The 20791-nt window shown below is 67.3% G+C and carries 18 protein-coding genes; 15 read left to right on the top strand and 3 right to left on the bottom strand.

What is annotated here, in order from left to right; genetic code table 11:
* Positions 1 to 35: 35 nt before the first annotated feature.
* Positions 36 to 989, top strand: a complete 954-nt coding sequence (locus C265_RS24390) for a delta(1)-pyrroline-2-carboxylate reductase family protein (protein WP_010811299.1) — start codon at positions 36 to 38, stop codon at positions 987 to 989.
* Here the strand turns inward: C265_RS24390 and C265_RS24385 are convergent, their stop codons facing one another.
* A complete protein-coding gene (locus C265_RS24385; RefSeq protein ID WP_037025237.1) occupies positions 990 to 1622 on the bottom strand; it encodes a TetR/AcrR family transcriptional regulator in 633 nt (210 codons plus the stop codon).
* A 180-nt stretch (positions 1623 to 1802) separates the two neighbouring features.
* On the opposite strand from C265_RS24385, the gene C265_RS24380 reads away from it, so the two are divergent.
* Positions 1803 to 3791: an alkyl/aryl-sulfatase gene (locus C265_RS24380; protein WP_010811297.1), complete on the top strand. Its 1989-nt coding sequence runs from the start codon at positions 1803 to 1805 to the stop codon at positions 3789 to 3791.
* A gap of 270 nt (positions 3792 to 4061) precedes the next feature.
* Positions 4062 to 4784 (top strand): OmpW family protein, encoded by a 723-nt coding sequence (locus tag C265_RS24375; RefSeq protein ID WP_010811296.1) that lies wholly within the window; start codon positions 4062 to 4064, stop codon positions 4782 to 4784.
* A 72-nt stretch (positions 4785 to 4856) separates the two neighbouring features.
* Here the strand turns inward: C265_RS24375 and C265_RS24370 are convergent, their stop codons facing one another.
* Positions 4857 to 5057: a heavy-metal-associated domain-containing protein gene (locus tag C265_RS24370; RefSeq protein WP_010811295.1), complete on the bottom strand. Its 201-nt coding sequence runs from the start codon at positions 5055 to 5057 to the stop codon at positions 4857 to 4859.
* 197 nt (positions 5058 to 5254) lie between these two features.
* Between C265_RS24370 and C265_RS24365 the strand changes: the two genes are divergently transcribed.
* The 3 genes from C265_RS24365 (at position 5255) to C265_RS24355 (ending at position 9196) form a co-directional block, all read left to right on the top strand.
* Positions 5255 to 7744: a heavy metal translocating P-type ATPase gene (locus C265_RS24365; protein WP_037025234.1), complete on the top strand. Its 2490-nt coding sequence runs from the start codon at positions 5255 to 5257 to the stop codon at positions 7742 to 7744.
* Entirely contained in the window at positions 7741 to 8160 is a 420-nt protein-coding gene (gene cueR / locus C265_RS24360; protein WP_010811293.1) for a Cu(I)-responsive transcriptional regulator, read from the top strand. Before C265_RS24365 ends, cueR begins: the two co-directional genes overlap by 4 nt.
* Positions 8161 to 8263: 103 nt before the next feature.
* The gene (locus C265_RS24355; protein WP_010811292.1) at positions 8264 to 9196 is read left to right on the top strand and encodes an alpha/beta hydrolase; all 933 of its coding nucleotides are present in this window, start codon (positions 8264 to 8266) and stop codon (positions 9194 to 9196) included.
* Here C265_RS24355 and C265_RS24350 read toward each other — a convergent pair.
* On the bottom strand, positions 9193 to 10080 hold the full coding sequence (locus C265_RS24350) for a LysR family transcriptional regulator (RefSeq protein ID WP_010811291.1): 888 nt from the start codon (positions 10078 to 10080) through the stop codon (positions 9193 to 9195). The genes C265_RS24355 and C265_RS24350 overlap by 4 nt on opposite strands.
* A 230-nt stretch (positions 10081 to 10310) precedes the next feature.
* On the opposite strand from C265_RS24350, the gene C265_RS24345 reads away from it, so the two are divergent.
* The 9 genes from C265_RS24345 (at position 10311) to C265_RS24305 (ending at position 20536) form a co-directional block, all read left to right on the top strand.
* A complete protein-coding gene (locus C265_RS24345; RefSeq protein ID WP_246840249.1) occupies positions 10311 to 11870 on the top strand; it encodes a CoA-acylating methylmalonate-semialdehyde dehydrogenase in 1560 nt (519 codons plus the stop codon).
* Between the two features lie 27 nt (positions 11871 to 11897).
* Complete coding sequence (locus tag C265_RS24340; RefSeq protein ID WP_010811289.1) at positions 11898 to 13565, top strand: GMC family oxidoreductase; 1668 nt, start codon at positions 11898 to 11900, stop codon at positions 13563 to 13565.
* 352 nt (positions 13566 to 13917) lie between these two features.
* Complete coding sequence (locus C265_RS24335; protein WP_010811288.1) at positions 13918 to 14694, top strand: ABC transporter ATP-binding protein; 777 nt, start codon at positions 13918 to 13920, stop codon at positions 14692 to 14694.
* 17 nt (positions 14695 to 14711) lie between these two features.
* Entirely contained in the window at positions 14712 to 15437 is a 726-nt protein-coding gene (locus C265_RS24330; protein WP_011616239.1) for an ABC transporter ATP-binding protein, read from the top strand.
* Positions 15438 to 15511: 74 nt separating this feature from the next.
* Complete coding sequence (locus C265_RS24325) at positions 15512 to 16720, top strand: ABC transporter substrate-binding protein (protein ID WP_010811286.1); 1209 nt, start codon at positions 15512 to 15514, stop codon at positions 16718 to 16720.
* Positions 16721 to 16884: 164 nt separating this feature from the next.
* Positions 16885 to 17769 carry a branched-chain amino acid ABC transporter permease gene (locus C265_RS24320; protein ID WP_010811285.1) on the top strand — a complete coding sequence of 295 codons (885 nt, stop codon included), beginning with the start codon at positions 16885 to 16887 and terminating at the stop codon, positions 17767 to 17769.
* Entirely contained in the window at positions 17769 to 18824 is a 1056-nt protein-coding gene (locus tag C265_RS24315) for a branched-chain amino acid ABC transporter permease (RefSeq protein ID WP_010811284.1), read from the top strand. The genes C265_RS24320 and C265_RS24315 overlap by 1 nt, the downstream gene beginning before the upstream one ends.
* A 331-nt stretch (positions 18825 to 19155) precedes the next feature.
* Positions 19156 to 19692 carry a hypothetical protein gene (locus tag C265_RS24310; RefSeq protein ID WP_037025232.1) on the top strand — a complete coding sequence of 179 codons (537 nt, stop codon included), beginning with the start codon at positions 19156 to 19158 and terminating at the stop codon, positions 19690 to 19692.
* An 82-nt stretch (positions 19693 to 19774) separates the two neighbouring features.
* Positions 19775 to 20536 carry a TSUP family transporter gene (locus tag C265_RS24305; protein WP_010811282.1) on the top strand — a complete coding sequence of 254 codons (762 nt, stop codon included), beginning with the start codon at positions 19775 to 19777 and terminating at the stop codon, positions 20534 to 20536.
* Positions 20537 to 20791: the final 255 nt, after the last annotated feature.

Below are 20791 nucleotides of genomic sequence, written 5' to 3'. Positions count from 1 at the left end.
AATGGCGCTTCGCAACGTCTTGCCGGAGCCAGCGCATGTCCCTCGTCCCCCTCGATGCCGCCAGCACCGCGGCGCGCCTGCCGTATCCCGAACTGGCGCAAGCCATCGCCGACATGCTGGCCGAGCTGCGCGACGGCACCGCCATGGCGCCGCCGCGCATTGCGCTGCCGGTGGGCGATGCGCAAGGCGGCGAAGGCACGCTGCTAGTGATGCCCGCGCGCAACCGCGGCCTGGTGATGACCAAGAACATCACCGTCCATCCCGGCAACCCGCAGCGCGGGCTGCCCAATATCCTCGGCGAGGTGGTGGTGGCCGACGCGCACACCGGCGTGCGCATCGCCATGCTCGACGGCCCCACGGTGACGGGACGGCGCACCGCGGCCGTGTCGCTGCTGGCGGCGCAGTGCTTTGCCGCGCGCAAGGATTGCGAGTTGCTGATCGTCGGCGCCGGCGTGCAGGCGCTGACGCACCTGGAGGCCTTCGTGGCCGGGCTGGGCGTGCGCAAGGTGTGGCTGCATTCGCGCACGCGCGACAAGGCCGAGGCACTGGCCGCGCACGCGCGCACGCTGGGCGTGGAAGCGCAGGTAGCCGAGTCGGTCGCTGCAGTATTGCCTCGTGTATCGATGGTGGTCACGGTCACGTCCAGCCGCAGCCCGGTGCTGCCGGACCTGGACAGCGGCCTCTGGCGCGACGATCACTTCATTGCCGCGGTCGGTGCGTTCCGGCCCGACATGTGCGAACTGCCGCCGGCGCTGTGCCATGCGGCCGCGGATAGCGGGCGGCTGCTGGCCGATACCCTGTTCGGGATCGAGGACGAAGCCGGCGACCTGCTGCAGGCCGGCATCGACTGGGCCGACGTGCAGCCGTTCGAGACCGCGATCCTGCAGGCCGATGCCATCCGTGCGCGGGCCGGCAGCCCGCTGGTGTTCAAGAGCGTGGGCTACGCGCTGTGGGACCTGGCGGCCTGCGTGCTGGCCAGCCGCGGGTGACTACCCCGCGCCATCGCGGGCACGCAGCCAGTCGCTGAAAAGCTCGCGCGCCGGTGCCAGGAAGCCGGCGATCGGTTCGCTGCGGTCGCTGGCATACCAGTGGCAGTAGCAGCCGTGGATGGTCGCCACCATCAGGCGCGCCATCGGCGCGGGCAGTGGGCGCCCGGGGGCGGACAGCGCATCGACCAGGTCCTGCACATGCGCGTCCCAGCTGCGGCGGATCTCCTCGCGCACGCTGGGCGGCACGCTGCCTGAGAACAGCAAGGCCAGCACGACACCCTTGGCTTCCGGATTGGCCGTGAAATAGTCGGCCACCCGGTCGAAGGCGTTTTCCAGCCGCCGCGCCGCGGTCTTGCCCCGGTGCGGCTCCGTGCCGAGCTCCTCGCCGATATCCCGGAACAGGCTGGTTGCGGCCTCCGCCAGCAGCATTTCCTTGCTGCCGAAATGCCACAACAGGCTGCTCTTGGCCACGCCGGCCTCGGCGGAAATCTGGTCGAGGGTCACCTCGGCGTAGCCGTGTGCGCTGATCAGTCCGCGCGTCACGGCAAGGACGCGTTCCCGGGTTTCCAGGCCGCGGCGGTTCTTGGTGACGGAGGCTGGAGGCTTTTGTGCGGCCGGGCGGGTCGGTGGCATGGGCGGGGGCGGAAGACAGGTGGTGCCGGCAGCAATTTATGAGTATTCGGGCCGGATGCCTATTTGACAGCGGCCGGGGTCTGCCAGCAAACTCCAGTATTGTACTGAACGTTCAGCACAATTACGGAAGTGTTGCAGGCCGGATACGGACATCCGGCCCAGGATTTCCAGGAGACCAGGATGTCGTACCCGACTGCCATTGCCGCAGCCGCCGCCGCGCTGGCTGCAGCCGCCATCAGCCTTGCCGGCACCGCCGGCGCCGCACCTGCCCCGGCCACCGCGGGCAATCCCGCCACCGATGCCACCGCCCGTGCCAATGCGGCCGTGCTGCAACAGCTGCCGTTCCAGGACCGGCGTGACTTCGAGGCCGCGCGCCGTGGCTTTATCGGCACGCTGGATAACACCGAGATCCGCGATGCCAAGGGCAATGTGGTTTGGGCGCTGGCCCCCTATGGCTTCCTCAAGCAAGACCGGGCGCCGGCCACCGTGAACCCCAGCCTGTGGCGCCAGGCGCAGCTGAACATGCACAACGGGCTGTTCCAGGTGACGGATCGGATCTACCAGATCCGTGGCTTCGATATCGCCAACATGACGATCATCGAGGGCGATACCGGCCTGATCGTGATCGACCCGCTGACAGCGATGGAGACCTCGCGCGCCGGCCTCGACCTGTACTTCAAGCACCGGCCCAGGAAGCCCGTGGTCGCGGTGATCTATACGCACAGCCATGGCGACCACTTCGGTGGGGTCAAGGGCGTCGTCAGCGAAGACGACGTCAAGGCCGGGCGGGTCAAGGTGCTGGCCCCGGAAGGTTTCATGGAAGAGGCCGTCAGCGAGAACGTCTTCGCCGGCAACGCCATGAGCCGGCGCGCGCAGTACATGTATGGCTTCAACCTGCCGCGCTCGGCAACCGGGCAGGTGGATGCGGGGCTGGGCAAGGGGGTGGCGCACGGCACGCTGACGCTGATCCCGCCGACGGACCTGATCCACAAGACCGGCGAGACGCGCACCATCGATGGTGTGCAGATCGAATTCCTGATGGCGCCGGGCACCGAGGCCCCGGCCGAGATGCTGATGTACTTCCCGCAGTGGAAGGCACTGTGCGCCGCCGAGGACGCCACCCACAACCTGCACAACCTGTACACCATCCGCGGCGCCCAGGTGCGCGACGCCAACCAGTGGTGGCGCGCGCTGGACGAGACCATCGACCGCTTCGGCGGCCGCACCGAGGTCCTGTTCGCCCAGCACCACTGGCCTACCTGGGGCCGCCAGGACATCGTCACTTACCTGGGCAAGCAGCGCGACGGCTACAAGTACATCCATGACCAGTCGCTGCGGCTGGCCAACATGGGCTATGTGCCGGCCGAGATCGCCGAGCGCGTGAAGCTGCCGCCGTCGCTGGCCGCCGAATGGCATCTGCGCGACTACTACGGCACCGTCAGCCACAACGCCAAGGCGGTATACCAGCGCTACCTCGGCTGGTATGACGCCAACCCTGCCAACCTGAACCCGCTGCCGCCGGAAGAGGCGGGCAAGCGCTATGTCGAATTCATGGGCGGCGCGGCGCGCGTGCTGGAGCAGGCGCGCGCGGCGTATGCGCGTGGCGAATACCGCTGGGTGGCCGAGGTGGTCAAGCACGTGGTCTTTGCCGATCCGTCCAACCAGGCTGCCCGCCGGCTGGAAGCCGACGCGTTGGAGCAGCTCGGCTACCAGGCCGAATCCTCGACCTGGCGCAATGCCTACCTGACCGGTGCTGCCGAACTGCGCAGCGGCCCGCCCCAGGCCGGCCGCCGCGCCGGCAGCCCGGACGTGCTGCGCGCCATGACCGACACCATGTTCCTGGACTACCTGGCGATCAGCCTGAACGGCGACCGCGCCGCGGGCAAGACGCTGGCGCTGAACTGGGTACAGCCGGACACCGGCAAGCGCTTTGCGCTGACGGTGGAGAACGGCGTGTTCCATTACAAGCCCGACGCGCAGCACGCGTCCCCGCAGGCCACGCTGACCATGCCGCGCGCCGTGCTGATGGGCGTGCTGGCCGGCCAGACCACACTGCAGGCCGAGACCCAGGCGGGCCGCGCCCGTGTGGACGGCGACCCGCAGGCGCTGGCGACGTGGACGGCGCTGATGGACAAGTCCGAGCCGAACTTCAGTATCGTGACGCCCTGACCGCACCGGGATGGGGCAGGCGCGCGGCCATTGTTGCGCACCTGCCCCATAAAACCTCTTTTACCTGAGGGTTTTTTCCTGCGCACGGCATAAACCGTTGTGCGGATGCCTCGGTGAACGGCCCTGAGAGCCGCTCCCATGCTGGTTTCTTAGTGGTTAACCCTCCCTTTAGGGGGCGTCCTCTACGAATCAGTGTCATCGGTGAAACAGTCGTGCTCCGGCTGGCCGGATAATGCACACGGCAGTAACCGAAAGAGGAGTAAGAGGATTATGAAATCGACCTATAAGAAGATGCTGGCGGCAGGCGCTGTCATGGCGCTGGCCGGAGCCGCACACGCGCAGTCCGCCGGCAGCAATATCGTCAGTCTGGGCTGGTTCCGCGTGATGCCGAACAGCTCCGCCGATCCGCTGACTGTCGACAGCATCAACGGCCGCCCGGTCGGCATGACCCGGCCGAACACCGGCGCGGAGATCGAATCTGCCGACACGCTGGGCCTGGCCTTCACGCACTTCTTCACCGACAACATCTCCGGTGAAATCGTCGCGGGCATTCCGCCCAAGCATGACGTCAAGGGCACCGGCAACTATGCCCAGTATGGCAAGCTCGGTTCGGTCAAGCAGTGGAGCCCGGCGCTGTTGGTCAAGTACCACTTCTTCGACGCCAAGACCAGGTTCCGTCCCTATGTCGGCATCGGCGTGAACTACACCTGGTTCACCGACGAGACCATCACCAACCAGAACTTCGTGAACCGCGAGTTCTTGCCGGGTGCGCGCATGACCGCCAGCGCCAAGCCGTCGTGGAACCCGGTCTTCAACATCGGCGCCAACTACGCCATCAACGACAACTGGTTCGTCGGCCTGTCGGTCTCGTACGTGCCGCTGTCGACCCGCGCGTCCTTCACCACCCAGGCGGGCCCGGTAACGATCCAGTCACACACCAAGATCAAGATCGATCCGGTGGTGACCTTCCTGAACGTGGGCTACCGCTTCTGAGCGCGGCACACTGACGGCAGAAAGGGCACCCGGGGGTGCCCTTTCTTGTTGGCGCCGGCTGCGGTGGCCAGCTTACGCCACCGACTTGACCGGATAGCCGGCCTCTTCGATGGCATCGCGCAGGGCCTCTGGGTCGGCGCTGCTCTCGACGCGTACGGCCTGGGCGGGCACATCCGCGCTGACACGCGCGGCCGGGTCAACCGCCTGTACGGCACGCGTGATGGCGCCCACGCAGTGGTTGCACGACATGCCTTCGACCTGGAACTGGATCATGGTGGGACTCTCCTGAACGGGATGAGACGGGCGGCGGGTGCCGCGACAGATGCAGTTTGAACCTTCCCATGGTGGGAAGCGCAAGAGGAATTTGTTGGCGCCGATGTGACGGTAACACCCTGTGCATCCGGCCTTGACCTTCCAATGATGGTAAGGTCCATGATGCTGACATCGACACTGTGGATGACTCAGAACCCATGCCAAATTCCAGCGCTGTGCTCGCTTCACAACCTGTCCGGCCGGCTGACCGGCCGGCCGACGAAATGCCCGAATGGCGCCTGCCGGTCGACGGCATGACCTGCGCCTCATGCGTGCGCCGCGTGGAGAACGCGCTGGCCCGGGTGCCGGGCGTGCGCGACGTGGCCGTCAACCTGGCAACTGAAGCCGCAACGCTGCGCGCCGACTCGGGCGCGGTGCTGCCGCCCGCCGCCCGTGCCGTGGCCGATGCCGGCTACACGGTGCCGCAGGACACCATCGAGCTGAATATTGCCGACATGACCTGCGCCTCATGCGTGTCCCGGGTCGAAAAGGCGCTGCGCGCCGTGCCGGGCGTGATGGAGGCGCAGGTCAACCTGGCGACCGAGCGCGCCAGCGTCACGCTGCTGCGCGGCGCGGCGGATACTGCGGCGCTGGTGGCCGCGGTCGCGCGCGCCGGCTATGGTGCGACGCCGGTGGCCGATGCCGCATCGCAGGCGCCGCGGGCCGCGCAGGGCACTGCCTTCTGGGACGGCCCCTGGCCGGTGGCGATCTCGGCGGCGCTGTCGCTGCCGCTGGTGGCACCCATGGTGCTGGAATGGCTCGGCGTGCACTGGATGCTGCCGGCATGGGTGCAGTGGCTGCTGGCCACGCCGGTGCAGTTCGTGTTCGGCTGGCGCTTCTACAAGGCTGGCTGGAAGGCGGTGCGCGCCGGCGCCGGCAATATGGATTTGCTGGTGGCGCTGGGCACGACGGCGGCCTATGGGCTGTCGCTGTGGCTGATGTGGCGCACGCCGGCCGACGCCATGCCGCACCTGTACTTCGAAAGCGCGGCGGTGGTGATCACGCTGGTGCGCCTGGGCAAGTGGCTGGAGACCCGCGCCAAGCGCCAGACCGCCGATGCCATCCGCGCGCTCGCGGCGCTGCGTCCCGATACTGCCCGCGTGCGCCGCGGCGGCGTGGAGCAGAGCGTGCCGCTGGCGGCGGTGCGCGTGGGCGACGAGGTGGTGGTGCGCCCCGGCGAGCGCATCCCGGTGGACGCCGAGGTGATCGAAGGCAACAGCCACGCGGACGAATCGATGCTGACCGGTGAAAGCGTGCCGGTGCCGAAGAAGCCCGGCGACCGCATCACCGGCGGCGCCATCAATTTCGAAGGGCTGCTGGTTGCGCGCACCGAGGCGGTGGGCGCCGAGACCGTGCTGGCACGCATCATCCGCATGGTCGAGCACGCACAGGCGGCCAAGGCGCCGATCCAGCGCATGGTCGACCAGGTCAGCGCGGTGTTCGTGCCGGTGGTGCTGGGCATCGCGCTGCTGACGGTGCTGGGCTGGGGCCTCTTTGCCGGCGACTGGGAAACCGCATTGCTCAACGCGGTGGCGGTGCTGGTGATCGCCTGCCCGTGCGCGCTGGGCCTGGCCACGCCCACGGCAATCATGGCCGGCACCGGCGCCGGCGCGCGCGCCGGCATCCTGATCAAGGATGCCGAGGCACTGGAGGTGGCGCACCGCGTCAGCGTGGTGGCATTCGACAAGACCGGCACGCTCACGGTCGGCAAGCCGGAAGTGGTGGCGCTGCATGCGGCCGATCCCGCCGATGCCGACGGCAGCGCGCTGCTGGCGCGGCTGGCCGCGCTGCAGGCCGGCAGCGAGCATCCGCTGGCCCGCGCCGTGCTGGCCGCAGCGCAGGCGCGCGGCATTGCCGCGCCGCAGGCCACGGAAGTGCAGGCCCTGCCAGGCCGCGGCATTGCCGGCGTGGTGGACGGCCAGGCGCTGCAACTGGGCAGCGAGCGCCTGCGTGAAGCGCTGGGCGCAGCGGCAGGCACGCTGGCAACGCTGGCGGAGCAGTTGCGCGCGGACGGCCGTACCGTGTCGTGGCTGGTCGAAACCACGCTGCCGCGCGTGGCCGGGCTGGTCGCGTTCGGCGATGCCATCAAGCCGGGCGCGCCGGCGGCGATCGCCAGGCTGCGCGCGGCCGGTGTGCGCACCGTGATGCTGACCGGCGACAATGCCGGCGCGGCGGCGCGCGTGGCGCAGGCGCTGGGGCTGGACGACGTGCAGGCCGAGGTGCTGCCCGAGGACAAGGCTGCCCGGGTGCAGGCGCTGGGGCGCGATGGCGCGGTGGTGGCGATGGTGGGCGACGGCATCAACGATGCGCCGGCGCTGGCGGCGGCGGATGTGGGCATTGCCATGTCGACCGGCACCGACGTGGCCATGCACGCCGCCGGCATCACGCTGATGCGCGGCGACCCGGCGCTGGTGGCCGATGCGCTGGCGGTCTCGCACCGCACCGTGCGCAAGATCCGGCAGAACCTGTTCTGGGCTTTTTTCTACAACGTGGTAGGCATTCCGCTGGCAGCGGCCGGGTTGCTGAATCCGGTGGTGGCGGGTGCGGCGATGGCTTTCTCCAGTGTCAGCGTGGTCAGCAATGCGCTGCTGCTGCGCCGCTGGCGTCCGCAGGCCGGGGCTGCCACGGCACAGGGAGGCGAGCGATGAATATCGGCGAAGCGGCGCAGGCGTCGGGCGTGTCGGCCAAGATGATCCGGCACTATGAATCGATCGGTCTGGTGGCGGCACCGCCGCGCACCGAGGGCGGCTACCGTCGCTATGACGAACGCGCGGTGCACAACTTGCGCTTCGTGCGGCGCGCCCGTAATCTGGGATTCTCGCTCGACGAAATCCGCAACCTGCTGTCGCTTTGGCATGACCGCGGCCGCGCCAGTGCCGACGTCAAGGCGCTGACGCTGCGGCATGTGGCCGACCTTGAGCTGCGCATCGCTGAACTGGCCGCCATGCGCGACACGCTGCGCGAGCTGGCGCAGCACTGCAGCGGCGACGATCGGCCGGATTGCCCGATCCTCGCCGATATGGCGCAGCCGGAAGCGCAGGGCAGGCTTGCCTGCCACGGTTGAGCGGGACAGAGTGCAAGGCAGGCAGCAGGCAGCACCACAAAGAATAACGACAGCCGGCGCCAGCCTTTTGCTGGCGCTCCGTGCCGGGAGGAGACTTGCGCGAATGGAACAACCGATGACGGACGATCCTGCTATTGCCGGTGTTGCCGGCATGCCTGCCGATACCCCAGCCGGCACGCACGCGCCGGTACAGAGCCGCCAGCGCATGCGCGACGGCACCGAGCTGCTGCTGCGCACCTGGCAGCCCGATCCGGCGCGCTTTGCCGAGCCGCTCGGCTCGGTGCTGCTGGTGCATGGGCTTGCCGAGCATGCCGGACGCTACCAGCATGTGGCCGATGTGCTGTGCGGGCTGGGCCTGCGCGTGCGCGCGCACGACCTGCGCGGCCATGGCGCCAGCGGCGGCGCGCGCATGGTGGCGGACCATCAGGATGCCTACCTCGACGACCTCGCCGAGATCTACGATGCCGCGGTGCCGGGCTGGAACGAGTTGCCGATCCTGCTCGGCCACAGCATGGGCGGGATGATCGCGGCGCGCTTTGCCACCGCGCGCGTGCGCCCGGTGCGCGCGCTGGTGCTGTCCTCGCCTGCGCTGGCGCTGCGCCTGTCGGGCCCGATGCTGGCGCTGCACCGCGTGCTGCTGGCGCTGGCGCCGCGGCTGCGCGTGCCCAATCCGATCGATGCGCGGCTCTTGTCGCACGATCCCGCCGTGGTGGCCGCCTACCGCTCAGACCCGCTGGTGCAGACCACCATCACCGCCAGCGTACTGGAGAGCTTTATCCGCGGCATGGCGCAGGCGCAGGCCGATGCCGCGCTGCTGGAGGCCCCCATGCTGATGCTGGTCGGCGGCGCCGACCGCGTGGTGGACCCGGCCGGCAGCCGCAGCTTCTTCGACCACGCGCCGCCGGAGTTGCGCGAACAGGTCTGGTTCGAGCACGGCTACCACGAGATCTTCAATGAAGCGCAGCCGCTGCGCGGCGAAGTGTTCGCGGCGCTGACCGGCTGGCTGCAGCGTCACCTGCAGCAGCAGGGACACTAAGTCCGGAACACCGACTCGGCCACGCCGAACACTGCCGCGACGACCGGGTCGTCGCGGCGCGTGGCCAGGCATACCAGCGTCAGCTCGGTCTGCACCGAGACCCCTTCAACGATCACCAGCCCGTGCGCATGCGATTCGCGCAGCGCGATCGCGTCGCGCACCAGCGACAGCCCCACGCCGGAGCGCACCAGGTCCAGCATCGAAGCCTCCTGGTCGACATGCGCCACCTTGGGCACGCCGGCCGGGTCGACGCCGGCCTGCGCAAAGCGCGCGGACAAGAGCCGGTTGTGCGCCGATTCGGGCGGCGTCCAGATCCACGGCAGCGTTGCCAGCTGCGCCCATGAGCGCAGCGCGGTGCGCTCTTTCCAGCCCTTGGGTGCCACCACATAGTAGGAGAACGGCGTCAGCGTCAGCGCATGGAAGCCGGCGTCAGGCGGCTGGCCCAGGTAGAAGCCCACGTCGAGCGCGCCGCTGCGTACCTGTTGCAGCACCCAGCCCGACATGCCGTGGCGCAGTTCTGTGCCGATCTGCGGGTGGCGTTCCACCAGCGTGCGCAGCATCGGGCCCAGCCGCGTGAATTCCGGATCGAGGATGGTGCCGATCGCCAGCCGGCCGCGCACGGTGTGATGCATCGCGCTGACGGTGTGCTGCAGGTCGCCCACGCCGTCGAGGATGCGTTCGGCCAGCGGCAGCAGTGCGGCGCCGTCGGCGGTCAGCGTCAGGCCCGCGGCAGTGCGCTCGAACAGCCGGATGCGCCACGCCGATTGCAGCGCCTTCAACTGCAGGCTGACTGCAGGCTGGGTCAGGTGCAGCCGCTGCGCGGCGCGGGTCAGGTTGCCCTCGCGCGCGACGGCAACGAAGGCGCGCAGGTGGTGGAGGTCCAAGGCAGTGTCGGGGCGAAAGGTGGCGCAGGGGCGAGGCGTGGTGCGGCGCAATATTTTGCGCGGCTTATATTGCGATTGACGATAAATCATTGGACGGGGCCGCGCAACTGCACCAAGCTTGCGCTCAATACGGCCCGGCACGCCTTGTGCGGCGCGGCATCGATGCCAGTGCGAGACTGGCGGATGTTTGCGCCAGCGTCTTCACCAGACGCAAAGATCGGGCGAGCCGCATGCCGTCAGCGACCCAGCATTCAGGAGCGGAAGTGGAAGACATCCTTGCAGAAGCCAGCGCGGTGCAGACCATCATCGGCCATAGCATCGCAGGCCGGCAGACACGCGGCGCATCGCAGCGTCTGGCCGATATCTATAACCCCGCCACCGGCGAAGTCGCAGCACGCGTGGCGCTCGGCACCACCCAGGACGTGGCCGACGCCGTTGCCGCCGCCCATGCGGCATTCCCCGCCTGGGCCGACACCCCGCCGCTGCGCCGCGCGCGCATCCTGTTCAAGTTCAAGGAACTGCTCGACCAGCACCACGACGACCTGGCCGCGCTGATCACGCGCGAGCACGGCAAGGTGTTCTCGGACGCCAGGGGCGAAGTCACGCGCGGCATCGAGGTGGTGGAATTTGCCTGCGGCATCCCCAGCCTGCTCAAGACCGACTTCACCGACAACATCGGCGGCGGCATCGATAACTGGAACCTGCGCCAGCCGCTGGGCGTGGTGGCCGGCATCACGCCGTTCAACTTCCCGGTGATGGTGCCGATGTGGATGTTCCCGGTGGCGCTGGCGTGCGGCAATACCTTCGTGCTGAAGCCGTCGGAACGTGATCCGTCGCCGAGCCTGCTGATTGCCGACCTGCTGCGCCAGGCTGGTTTGCCCGATGGCGTGTTCAATGTCGTGCAGGGCGACAAGGAAGCGGTCGATGCACTGCTGGCGCATCCGGATGTGCAGGCGCTGTCGTTCGTCGGTTCGACGCCGATTGCCGAGTACATCTATACGGAGGGCACCAAGCACGGCAAGCGCGTGCAGGCATTGGGCGGCGCCAAGAACCACCTGGTGGTGATGCCCGATGCCGATCTCGACCAGGCGGTCGATGCGCTGATCGGTGCCGCGTATGGTTCTGCCGGCGAACGCTGCATGGCGATCTCGGTCGCCGTGGCCGTGGGCGATGTCGCTGACAAGCTCGTGCCGCGCCTCGCCGAACGTGCGAGCTCGCTGAAGATCCGCAACGGCATGGAGTCCGACGCCGAAATGGGTCCGCTGGTAACCGCTGCGCACAAGGCGAAGGTGGAGGGCTATATCGCCAAGGGCGTGGAAGAGGGCGCGACGCTGGTCACCGACGGCCGCGGCCACAAGGTTGATGGCCATGAGAACGGCTTCTATGTCGGCGGCACGCTGTTCGACAACGTCAAGCCCGATATGACGATCTACAAGGAAGAGATCTTCGGTCCGGTGTTGTCGGTGGTGCGTGTGCATGACTTTGCCGAAGCGGTGTCGCTGATCAATGCGCATGAATTCGGCAACGGCGTGTCGTGCTACACCAGCGACGGCGGCATCGCGCGTGCGTTCGCGCGGCAGATCCAGATCGGCATGGTCGGCATCAATGTGCCGATCCCGGTGCCGATGGCGTGGCATTCTTTCGGTGGCTGGAAGCGATCGCTGTTCGGCGACCATCACGCCTATGGCGAAGAGGGTGTGCGCTTCTACACGCGCTACAAGAGCGTGATGCAGCGTTGGCCGGATTCGATCGCCAAGGGCGCCGAGTTCACCATGCCGGTGGCGAAATAAGCGGCAACTATGATGACAAGAACAGCGATGGAGACATTCGACTACATCATCGTGGGGGCCGGTTCGGCAGGCTGTGTCCTGGCCAACCGCCTGACGCAGGATGCGGACGTCAGCGTGCTGCTGCTGGAGGCCGGCGGCAAGGACGACTACCACTGGATCCATATCCCGGTGGGCTACCTGTACTGCATCGGCAACCCGCGCACCGACTGGCTCTATCGCACCGAGGCCGAGGCCGGCCTGAACGGCCGCTCACTCGGCTATCCGCGCGGGCGCGTGCTGGGCGGTTGCTCGTCGATCAACGGCATGATCTATATGCGCGGCCAGCGCGAGGATTATGACGAGTGGGCGCGGCTCACCGGTGATGCTGGCTGGCGCTGGGACAATGTGCTGCCGTTGTTCAAGCGCAGCGAGGACCACCACCGCGGCCCGAGCGAATTCCATGGCGCCGGCGGCGAATGGCGCGTGGAAGGCCAGCGCCTGCGCTGGGACATCCTGGAGCGCTTTGCCGATGCCGCCGAAGAGGCGGGGATTCCGCGCACGGAGGACTTCAACCGCGGCGACAACTTCGGCGTCGGCTATTTCGAAGTGAACCAGCGCCGCGGCATCCGCTGGAACACGGCCAAGGCCTTCCTGCGGCGTGCGTCGGAGCGTCCCAACCTGACCATTGTCACCGGGGCGCAGGTGAGCGGGCTGACCTTCGACGGGCGCCGCTGCACCGGCGTGAACTATATCGGCGGCGGCCGGCCGCACACGGTGGCGGCCACGCAGGAAGTGATCCTCGCCGCGGGCGCGGTCAATACGCCGCAGCTGCTGGAGCTGTCGGGCATCGGCCAGGCCGAGCGCCTGCAAGCGCTGGGTATCCCGGTGCGCCATGCGCTCGCCGGCGTGGGCGAGAACCTGCAGGACCACCTGCAACTGCGCTCGGTGGTGAAGGTCAGCGGCGTGCGCACGCTCAACACGCGCGCCGCGAGCCTGTGGGGCAAGTTCTGCATCGGCGTGCAGTACGCCTTCAACCAGAGCGGGCCGATGAGCATGGCGCCGTCGCAGCTGGGTGCCTTTGCGCGCTCGGACCCGGCGCAGGCGCGGCCGAACGTGGAGTACCACGTGCAACCCTTGTCGCTGGACAAGTTCGGCGACCCGCTGCATGCGTTCAACGCCTTTACCGCGAGTGCCTGCAACCTGCGGCCGACCTCGCGCGGCAGCGTGCATGTCGGCAGCGCGGATTTCCGCCAGGCGCCGGTGATCGCGCCCAATTACCTGGCGACCGACGAGGATCGGAAAGTCGCGGCCGACTCCATCCGGCTCACGCGCCGCATCGTGGCGTCGCCGGCGCTGGCACCGTTCCAGCCCGAGGAATGGCTGCCGGGCCCGGCATTCCAGACCGACGAACAGCTGGCCGAAGCGGCCGGCAATATCGGCACCACCATCTTCCATCCGGTGGGCACCTGCAAGATGGGCCGCGCCGACGACCCGATGGCCGTGGTCGACCATCGCCTGCGCGTGCTGGGTATCGATGGCCTGCGCGTGGTCGATGCCTCGGTGATGCCGCTGATCACATCGGGCAACACCAATTCGCCGACCATCATGATCGCCGAGCGCGCCAGCGACCTGATCCGCGAAGACCGCCGGCAGGGCCTGGCGGCGGCGGAAGTATTGGTGCAACCGGCGCCGGCGGCAGCCGCTGCAGGCGCCTGACATGAGCGCGCCACGGGTCGCGGGCGGGGCCGTGACCGAGTGGCGCAGCCTGCTCATGTGCGCTTGCAAAAAAACTGACACTTGGTTCATGTTTCATAGTGCAAACCCCGATGTTTTGCGATGCAACAGGCGCACACAATAGACGCCTCACAGAGTGCGTCGGCAGCACATCGAAGCCATCGCCGCAACCTGCGCGGGAGCCGCCCCGCACCAATACAGAAAGCCGCAGGCAGGGCCGCAAGCACGGCCAGCCTGGCGGAACAAGCGGCAGCAAGGGCCTACAAGGCCGGTTCGGACCATTGTCAGTGCCGGGCATCACCCCGGCAGTTCAGCAAGAGGGCGGGCAGGAGACATGAACCAGCAGGAAACCATCCTGGAAACGCGGAACCTCACCAAGGAGTTCAAGGGGTTCACGGCGGTGAGCGACGTCAACCTGCAGGTGCGCCGCGGGTCGATCCATGCGTTGATCGGGCCCAACGGCGCGGGCAAGACGACTTGCTTCAACCTGCTCACCAAGTTCCTGGAGCCGACCACCGGCACCATCCTTTTCAACGGCATCGACATCACCCGTGAAAAGCCCGCGCAGATCGCGCGGCGCGGCGTGATCCGTTCGTTCCAGATCTCGGCGGTATTCCCGCACCTGACGGTGATGGAGAACGTGCGCATCGGGCTGCAGCGCCAGCTTGGCACGGCGTACCAGTTCTGGCGCAGCGAGCGCTCGCTGGACGTGCTTAATGACCGCGCCATGGAGCTGCTAGAGCAGGTCGGCCTGACCGAGTTCGCGCAGACGCTGACGGTGAACCTGCCGTACGGCCGCAAGCGCGCGCTGGAGATCGCCACCACGCTGGCGATGGAGCCCGAGCTGATGCTGCTCGACGAGCCCACGCAGGGCATGGGCCACGAAGACGTGGACCGCGTCACGCAGCTGATCAGGAAGGTCTCGGCGGGCCGCACCATCCTGATGGTGGAACACAACATGAGCGTGGTCTCGTCGATCGCTGACAAGATCACCGTGCTGCAGCGTGGCGCGATCCTGGCCGAAGGCCCGTATGCCGAAGTGTCCAGGGACCCGCGCGTGATGGAGGCCTACATGGGCACCGTCGACGCGGAACTGCAGGGCGCGCACTGAGAGGGCCGGGGAACGATATGACTTCATTGAACACACCCGCGCTCGAGATCAAGGACCTGCACGCCTGGTACGGCGAATCGCACATCCTTCACGGCGTGGATTTGACCGTGAACCGCGGCGAAGTGGTCACGCTGCTGGGCCGCAACGGCGCTGGCCGCACCACCACGCTGCGCGCGATCATGGGACTGACCGGCGCGCGCAAGGGCTCGATCAAGGTCAATGGCCACGAGACCATCAGCCTGCCCACGCACAAGATCGCGCACTACGGCATTGGCTATTGCCCCGAAGAGCGGGCGATCTTCTCCAGCCTCTCATGCGAAGAGAACCTGATGCTGCCGCCGGTGCTGAAGGGCGCCGACACCAGCAAGGGCATGAGCGAAACCGATATCTACGAGATGTTCCCGAACCTGAAGGAGCGCCGCCAGAGCCAGGGCACGCGTCTTTCCGGCGGCGAGCAGCAGATGCTGGCGGTCGGGCGCATCCTGCGCACCGGCGCCAACCTGCTGCTGCTCGATGAAATCTCGGAAGGGTTGGCACCGGTGATCGTGCAGGCGCTTGCGCGCATGATCCTGATGCTCAAGCAGAAGGGGTACACGGTGGTGATGGTGGAGCAGAACTTCCGCTTTGCCGCGCCGCTGGCTGACCGCTTCTACGTGATGGAGCACGGCAGCATCGTCGAGCGCTTCGCGGCCAATGAGCTGGAGGCCAAGATGCCGGTGCTGCACGAACTGCTCGGGGTCTGATCCGCACGGATCATGGGTTGATGTTTGGCAGGAACGGGTGGCGCGCACGCCGCCGCAAATCAGGAGACATAGACATGAAAAAGACTCGGCTCGCGGCCGCGATGGCGGCCATTGCCATGGGTGCGGTTTCCTTCAGCGCCGTTGCCCAGGTGTCCGGTGACACCGTGAAGATCGGCTACATCACCGACATGTCGGGCCTGTACGCCGACATCGACGGCCCCGGCGGCCTGGAAGCCATCAAGATGGCGGTCGAGGACCGCGGCGGCAAGGTGCTGGGCAAGCCCATCGAGATTGTCTCTGCCGACCACCAGAACAAGGCCGACATCGCCGCCTCGAAGGCGCGCGAATGGATGGACCAGCAGGGCCTGGACCTGCTGCTGGGCGGCACCAACTCGGGCACCGCGCTGGCGATGAACAAGGTGGCTTCGGAGAAGAAGCGCGTCTACATCAACATCGGCGCCGGCACCGCGCGCCTGACCAACGAAGAGTGCTCGCCGTACACGGTGCACTACGCCTATGACACGGTGGCGCTGGCCAAGGGCACCGGCAGCGCGGTGGTCAAGCAGGGCGGCAAGTCGTGGTTCTTCCTGACCGCCGACTACGCCTTCGGCCATTCGCTGGAAAGCGATACCGCGGCGGTGGTCAAGGCCAGCGGTGGCACGGTGGCGGGCCAGGTGCGCCATCCGCTGTCGGCATCGGACTTCTCGTCGTTCCTGCTGCAGGCGCAGTCGTCCAAGGCGCAGATCCTGGGCCTGGCCAACGCCGGCGGCGACACCATCAATGCGATCAAGGCGGCCAAGGAATTCGGCATCACCAAGTCGATGAAGATCGCCGGCCTGCTGATGTTCATCAACGATGTGCACAGCCTCGGGTTGAAGAACACCGAAGGCCTGCTGATGACCGACAGCTGGTACTGGGACATGAACGACGACACCCGCAAGTTCGCCAACCGCTTCTTCGGCAAGATGAAGAAGATGCCGAGCAGCCTGCAGGCCGCGGACTACTCGGCGGCCAGCACCTACCTGAAGGCGGTGGAAGCGGCCAAGACCGACGATCCGGACAAGGTCATGGCCGAGTTGAAGAAGATGAAGATCAACGACTTCTATACCAAGGGCTATATCCGCCAGGACGGCCGTGGCATCCACGACATGTACCTGATGCAGGTGAAGACCGCGGCAGAGTCGAAGAAGCCGTGGGACTACCTGAAGGTGGTCGCGACCATTCCGGGCGACCAGGCCTTCACCACGGTGGCCGAGTCGAAGTGCGCAATGCTGAAGAAGTAAGCTGATGTGAGATCTGCCGGCGGCGCGCCACCTGCGTGCCGCCGGCATCGGACGCGGTTCCTTGCTGCGGTGTTCGCCAACGGTGTTCGCCGCAGCGTTCGCATTACCTGGCACCAACCGCAGCAATTCCCGCCATACAACGGCGGTATCAACGGCACTCCGCGATGGACATCTTCGGAATCCCCTTGCCGGCCATGCTTTCCCAGCTATTGCTGGGGCTGGTCAACGGCGCCTTCTATGCGATGCTGAGCCTGGGCCTGGCGGTTATCTTCGGCCTGCTCAACGTCATCAATTTCGCGCACGGCGCGCTCTTCATGCTGGGCGCTGTGCTGGCCTGGATGGGCATGGAGTACGCCGGGCTGAACTACTGGATCATGCTGCTGCTGTCGCCGCTGGTCGTCGCCGCACTGGGCGTGGTGATCGAGAAGACCATGCTGCGCTGGATCTACAAGCTCGACCATATCTACGGCCTGCTGCTGACGCTGGGCATCACGCTGGTGATCGAGGGCATCTTCCGCTCGATCTACGGCGTCTCCGGGCTGCCGTACTCGACGCCGGATGCGCTGCAGGGCGCGACCGACCTGGGCTTCATGATCCTGCCGAACTACCGCGCGTGGGTCGTGGTGGCGTCGCTGGTGGTGTGCTTTGCCACCTGGTACGTGATCGAGAAGACCAAGCTGGGCGCCTACCTGCGCGCCGGCACCGAGAACCCCAAGATGGTCGAGGCCTTCGGCGTCAACGTGCCGCTGATGGTGACCCTGACCTACGGCTTCGGCGTGGCGCTGGCCGCGTTTGCCGGGGTGCTGGCCGCGCCGGTGATCCAGATCTCGCCGCTGATGGGCCAGAACCTGATCATCATCGTGTTCGCGGTGGTGGTGATCGGCGGCATGGGCTCGATCATGGGCTCGATCCTGACCGGCCTGGGGCTGGGCGTGGTCGAGGGGCTGACCAAGGTGTTTTATCCGGAAGCGTCGTCGACCGTGGTGTTCTTCATCATGGTGATCGTGCTGCTGCTGCGCCCGGCCGGGCTGTTCGGGAAGGAGAAGTGATGAGCGCACCCTCCACATCATCGACGCCATCCACGGTGGCGGCCAACGCGGGCAACGCAGGAAAGGGACAAGGCGTGCAGAAGAAACTGTTGTACGGATTGCTGCTGCTGGCACTGGTGGCCGCGCCGCTGGCAGGTGCGTATCCGGTGTTCGTGCTCAAGGTGCTGTGCTTCGCGTTGTTTGCGTGCGCCTTCAACCTGCTGATCGGTTATACCGGGCTGCTGTCGTTCGGCCATGCGGCCTTCTTCGGCGGCGCTGGCTACGCGGCCGGCCATGCCATGAAGGTCTGGGGCGTGACCCCGGAAATCGGCCTGATCCTGGGCACCGGTGCGGGCGCGCTGATCGGCTACGTGGTGGGCTCGCTGGCCATCCGCCGGCAGGGCATCTACTTCTCGATGATCACGCTGGCGCTGGCGCAGATGCTGTTCTTTATCTGCCTGCAGGCGCCGTTCACCGGTGGCGAGGACGGCCTGCAGGGCATCCCGCGCGGCAAGCTGTTCGGTGTGCTGCCGCTGTCGGACGACCTGACGCTGTACTACGTCGCGCTGGCGATCATCGTGGCCGCCTTTGCGCTGATCGTGCGCACGGTGCATTCGCCGTTCGGCCAGATTCTGAAGGCGATCAAGGAGAACGAGCCGCGCGCGATCTCGCTGGGCTATGACGTCGACCGCTTCAAGCTGACCGCCTTCGTGCTGTCGGCGGCGCTGTCGGGGCTGGCCGGCTCAATCAAGGCGCTGGTGCTGGGCTTCGAGACGCTGACCGACGTGCACTGGTCGATGTCCGGCTCGGTCATCCTGATGACACTGGTCGGCGGCCTGGGCACATTGTCGGGCCCGATTGTCGGTGCCTTCGTGGTGGTCGCGCTGGAGAACAAGCTGGGCGACATCGGCAACTTCCTGGCGTCGGTCACCGGCATCTCCTGGTTCGGCACGCTGGGCGAGTCGGTGACGATGGTGACCGGCGTGATCTTCGTGATCTGCGTGCTGACTTTCCGCCGTGGCATCATGGGCGAGCTGCTGGCGCGCTTCGGGGGCCACTCGGGCAAGCGGGAGTAACCCGGCAGGAGTGACCGCGGGTCGACATGCCCGATTCTGGGGCTAGGGTTTTTTCTAGCTTGTCCTCGATGCACCGCTTCGTTACATTCCATATACGGTTTTCGCAGGTTAAATGGAGGCGGAAGCGAGGAGACGACAGGCGCGCACCCGGTGTCGGGTAGCAGCGTTATAAATAAAGGGCGTTGCCGGGTGATCCTCGGCAACGCTTTTTTCATTTGGGCCTCCCAATCGCTCCTGTGGCGCTTTCGCCCCATCATGGGGCATCCAGGCTGCACCGGCATCACCTGGCTACCCTCCACATGCGACAATGCGGGCGCTCTCATTGCCCGCCATGCCTGCCGCACCTGATTCCCCCGACTCCCCAGCCGTTCCGGATCATCCCGACGCGCCCGCGCCGCAGGGTTTGGTACGCCTCGGACTGGGCGCCGACGCAGCCACGCTGGAAGCCTGGCTGGCTAAGGTGCAGCCACTGCCGGTGCCCGCCGCGCGCGCGCGGCGGCTGATGCTGGACGAGCTGCTGGCCCAGTCCGGTCGCGGCATCTGCCTGCTGGTGGATGATGCGCAGGCTCCGCACGATCTGCTGGCGTGCCTGCCGGTGGCGCTGCTCCCGAGCCTCGAGCTTGCCGGGCTGGCCGCTTGCGGCATGGAGTGGTGGGTACGGCCCGGGCTGGACGGCGGGGCCCGCCGCGCCTGCCTTGAGGCCTGTTGTGCCACGCTGGCCGACTGGGGCCGCGCGCACGGTATCCGTCACGCGCTGCTGGCGCCGGGGCTGGCGGCAGGGCAAGGCGGCGCGCCGCCGGGCTTCAGCCCGCATGGCAACGGCATGTGGCACCGCAGCCTGGTGCCTGCGGCCAAGGTGCTGGGCTGAACTGATACCGCCCGGCAGCGCGCCGGCCCGCCCGCACCGATCTCCTCCGATCCTATCCCTTTTCGCTTTCCTGCTTCCTGCAATGACGGAATTCGCATTCCTGGCGGTTGCCGCCTTTCTCGCCGGCCTGATTGACGCGGTCGCCGGCGGCGGCGGCCTGGTACAGATCCCGGCGATGTTCTCGGCCTATCCTAATGTCGCGCCGGCCACGCTGCTGGGCACCAACAAGATGGGCTCGATCGCGGGCACCGCCAACGCGGCGCTGCGCTACGGCCGCAGCGTGCGCATCTACTGGGGAGCGACCGCGCCCGCAGTGGTGGCGGCCCTTGTCTTCTCGATGGCCGGTGCCTGGGCGCTGACCAAGATTCCGGCCGAACCGCTGCGCAAGGCGTTGCCATTCGTGCTGGTGGTGTTGCTGGTCTACACCGTGGCCAAGAAGGACCTGGGTACGGAACACGCGCCGACGCTGTCGGGGTCGCGCGAGCGCGTCGCGGCGCTGCTGGCCGGTGCCGCCATCGGCTTCTATGACGGCGTGTTCGGCCCGGGTACCGGCAGCTTCCTGATGATCGCGTTCGTGCGGGTGTTCGGCTATGACTTCCTGCACGCGGCGGCCTCGACCAAGGTGGTCAACCTTGCCACCAACCTGGCGGCGCTGCTGTTGCTGGCCAGCAAGGGCCATATCTGGTGGCAACTGGGCCTGGTGATGGCAGTGGCCAACATCGCCGGCAGCCAGGTGGGCAGCAAGCTGGCCCTGCGCCACGGCAGCGCCTTCGTGCGCAAGGTGTTTATCGTGGTGGTGAGCGCGCTGATCCTGAAGACCGCCTGGGACGCGTTCCTGCGCTGACGGCGAAGCCGGGCGGCGCTCGCGATGCGGGTTAATCCTCCCTTTTCGCGCCAAGTCGCTGTGCTAGACTCGATCCGAATTCCCGACCGCACGGTCGGTGAATAGCCGGATCGCGCCGATCCGGGGGAGTGGTGCGGACGGGGAAACTGGGGAGCGGCCTTGCGTCGTTCCTGGCTGTAGCGCAGGTGCCGGCGATGTGCCTGTGTTGACCCGAGGGGTCGATCAAGGCCCACTGAACCGGATGGAATGCGCACC

This window comes from Cupriavidus sp. GA3-3 (assembly GCF_000389805.1).
Lineage (GTDB): Bacteria > Pseudomonadota > Gammaproteobacteria > Burkholderiales > Burkholderiaceae > Cupriavidus > Cupriavidus necator_D.
Note: the sequence above shows the minus strand (reverse complement) of the source record. Positions and strands in the feature narration are given on the sequence as shown.

Excerpts from the sequence above, each read along its gene's own strand:
- C265_RS24390 (WP_010811299.1), top strand. The coding sequence starts at position 36 with ATGTCCCTCGTCCCCCTCGATGCCGCCAGCACCGCGGCGCGCCTGCCG.
- C265_RS24385 (WP_037025237.1), bottom strand. The coding sequence starts at position 1,622 with ATGCCACCGACCCGCCCGGCCGCACAAAAGCCTCCAGCCTCCGTCACC.
- C265_RS24380 (WP_010811297.1), top strand. The coding sequence starts at position 1,803 with ATGTCGTACCCGACTGCCATTGCCGCAGCCGCCGCCGCGCTGGCTGCA.
- C265_RS24375 (WP_010811296.1), top strand. The coding sequence starts at position 4,062 with ATGAAATCGACCTATAAGAAGATGCTGGCGGCAGGCGCTGTCATGGCG.
- C265_RS24370 (WP_010811295.1), bottom strand. The coding sequence starts at position 5,057 with ATGATCCAGTTCCAGGTCGAAGGCATGTCGTGCAACCACTGCGTGGGC.
- C265_RS24365 (WP_037025234.1), top strand. The coding sequence starts at position 5,255 with ATGCCAAATTCCAGCGCTGTGCTCGCTTCACAACCTGTCCGGCCGGCT.
- cueR (WP_010811293.1), top strand. The coding sequence starts at position 7,741 with ATGAATATCGGCGAAGCGGCGCAGGCGTCGGGCGTGTCGGCCAAGATG.
- C265_RS24355 (WP_010811292.1), top strand. The coding sequence starts at position 8,264 with ATGGAACAACCGATGACGGACGATCCTGCTATTGCCGGTGTTGCCGGC.
- C265_RS24345 (WP_246840249.1), top strand. The coding sequence starts at position 10,311 with ATGCCGTCAGCGACCCAGCATTCAGGAGCGGAAGTGGAAGACATCCTT.
- C265_RS24340 (WP_010811289.1), top strand. The coding sequence starts at position 11,898 with ATGGAGACATTCGACTACATCATCGTGGGGGCCGGTTCGGCAGGCTGT.
- C265_RS24335 (WP_010811288.1), top strand. The coding sequence starts at position 13,918 with ATGAACCAGCAGGAAACCATCCTGGAAACGCGGAACCTCACCAAGGAG.
- C265_RS24330 (WP_011616239.1), top strand. The coding sequence starts at position 14,712 with ATGACTTCATTGAACACACCCGCGCTCGAGATCAAGGACCTGCACGCC.
- C265_RS24325 (WP_010811286.1), top strand. The coding sequence starts at position 15,512 with ATGAAAAAGACTCGGCTCGCGGCCGCGATGGCGGCCATTGCCATGGGT.
- C265_RS24320 (WP_010811285.1), top strand. The coding sequence starts at position 16,885 with ATGGACATCTTCGGAATCCCCTTGCCGGCCATGCTTTCCCAGCTATTG.
- C265_RS24315 (WP_010811284.1), top strand. The coding sequence starts at position 17,769 with ATGAGCGCACCCTCCACATCATCGACGCCATCCACGGTGGCGGCCAAC.
- C265_RS24310 (WP_037025232.1), top strand. The coding sequence starts at position 19,156 with ATGCCTGCCGCACCTGATTCCCCCGACTCCCCAGCCGTTCCGGATCAT.
- C265_RS24305 (WP_010811282.1), top strand. The coding sequence starts at position 19,775 with ATGACGGAATTCGCATTCCTGGCGGTTGCCGCCTTTCTCGCCGGCCTG.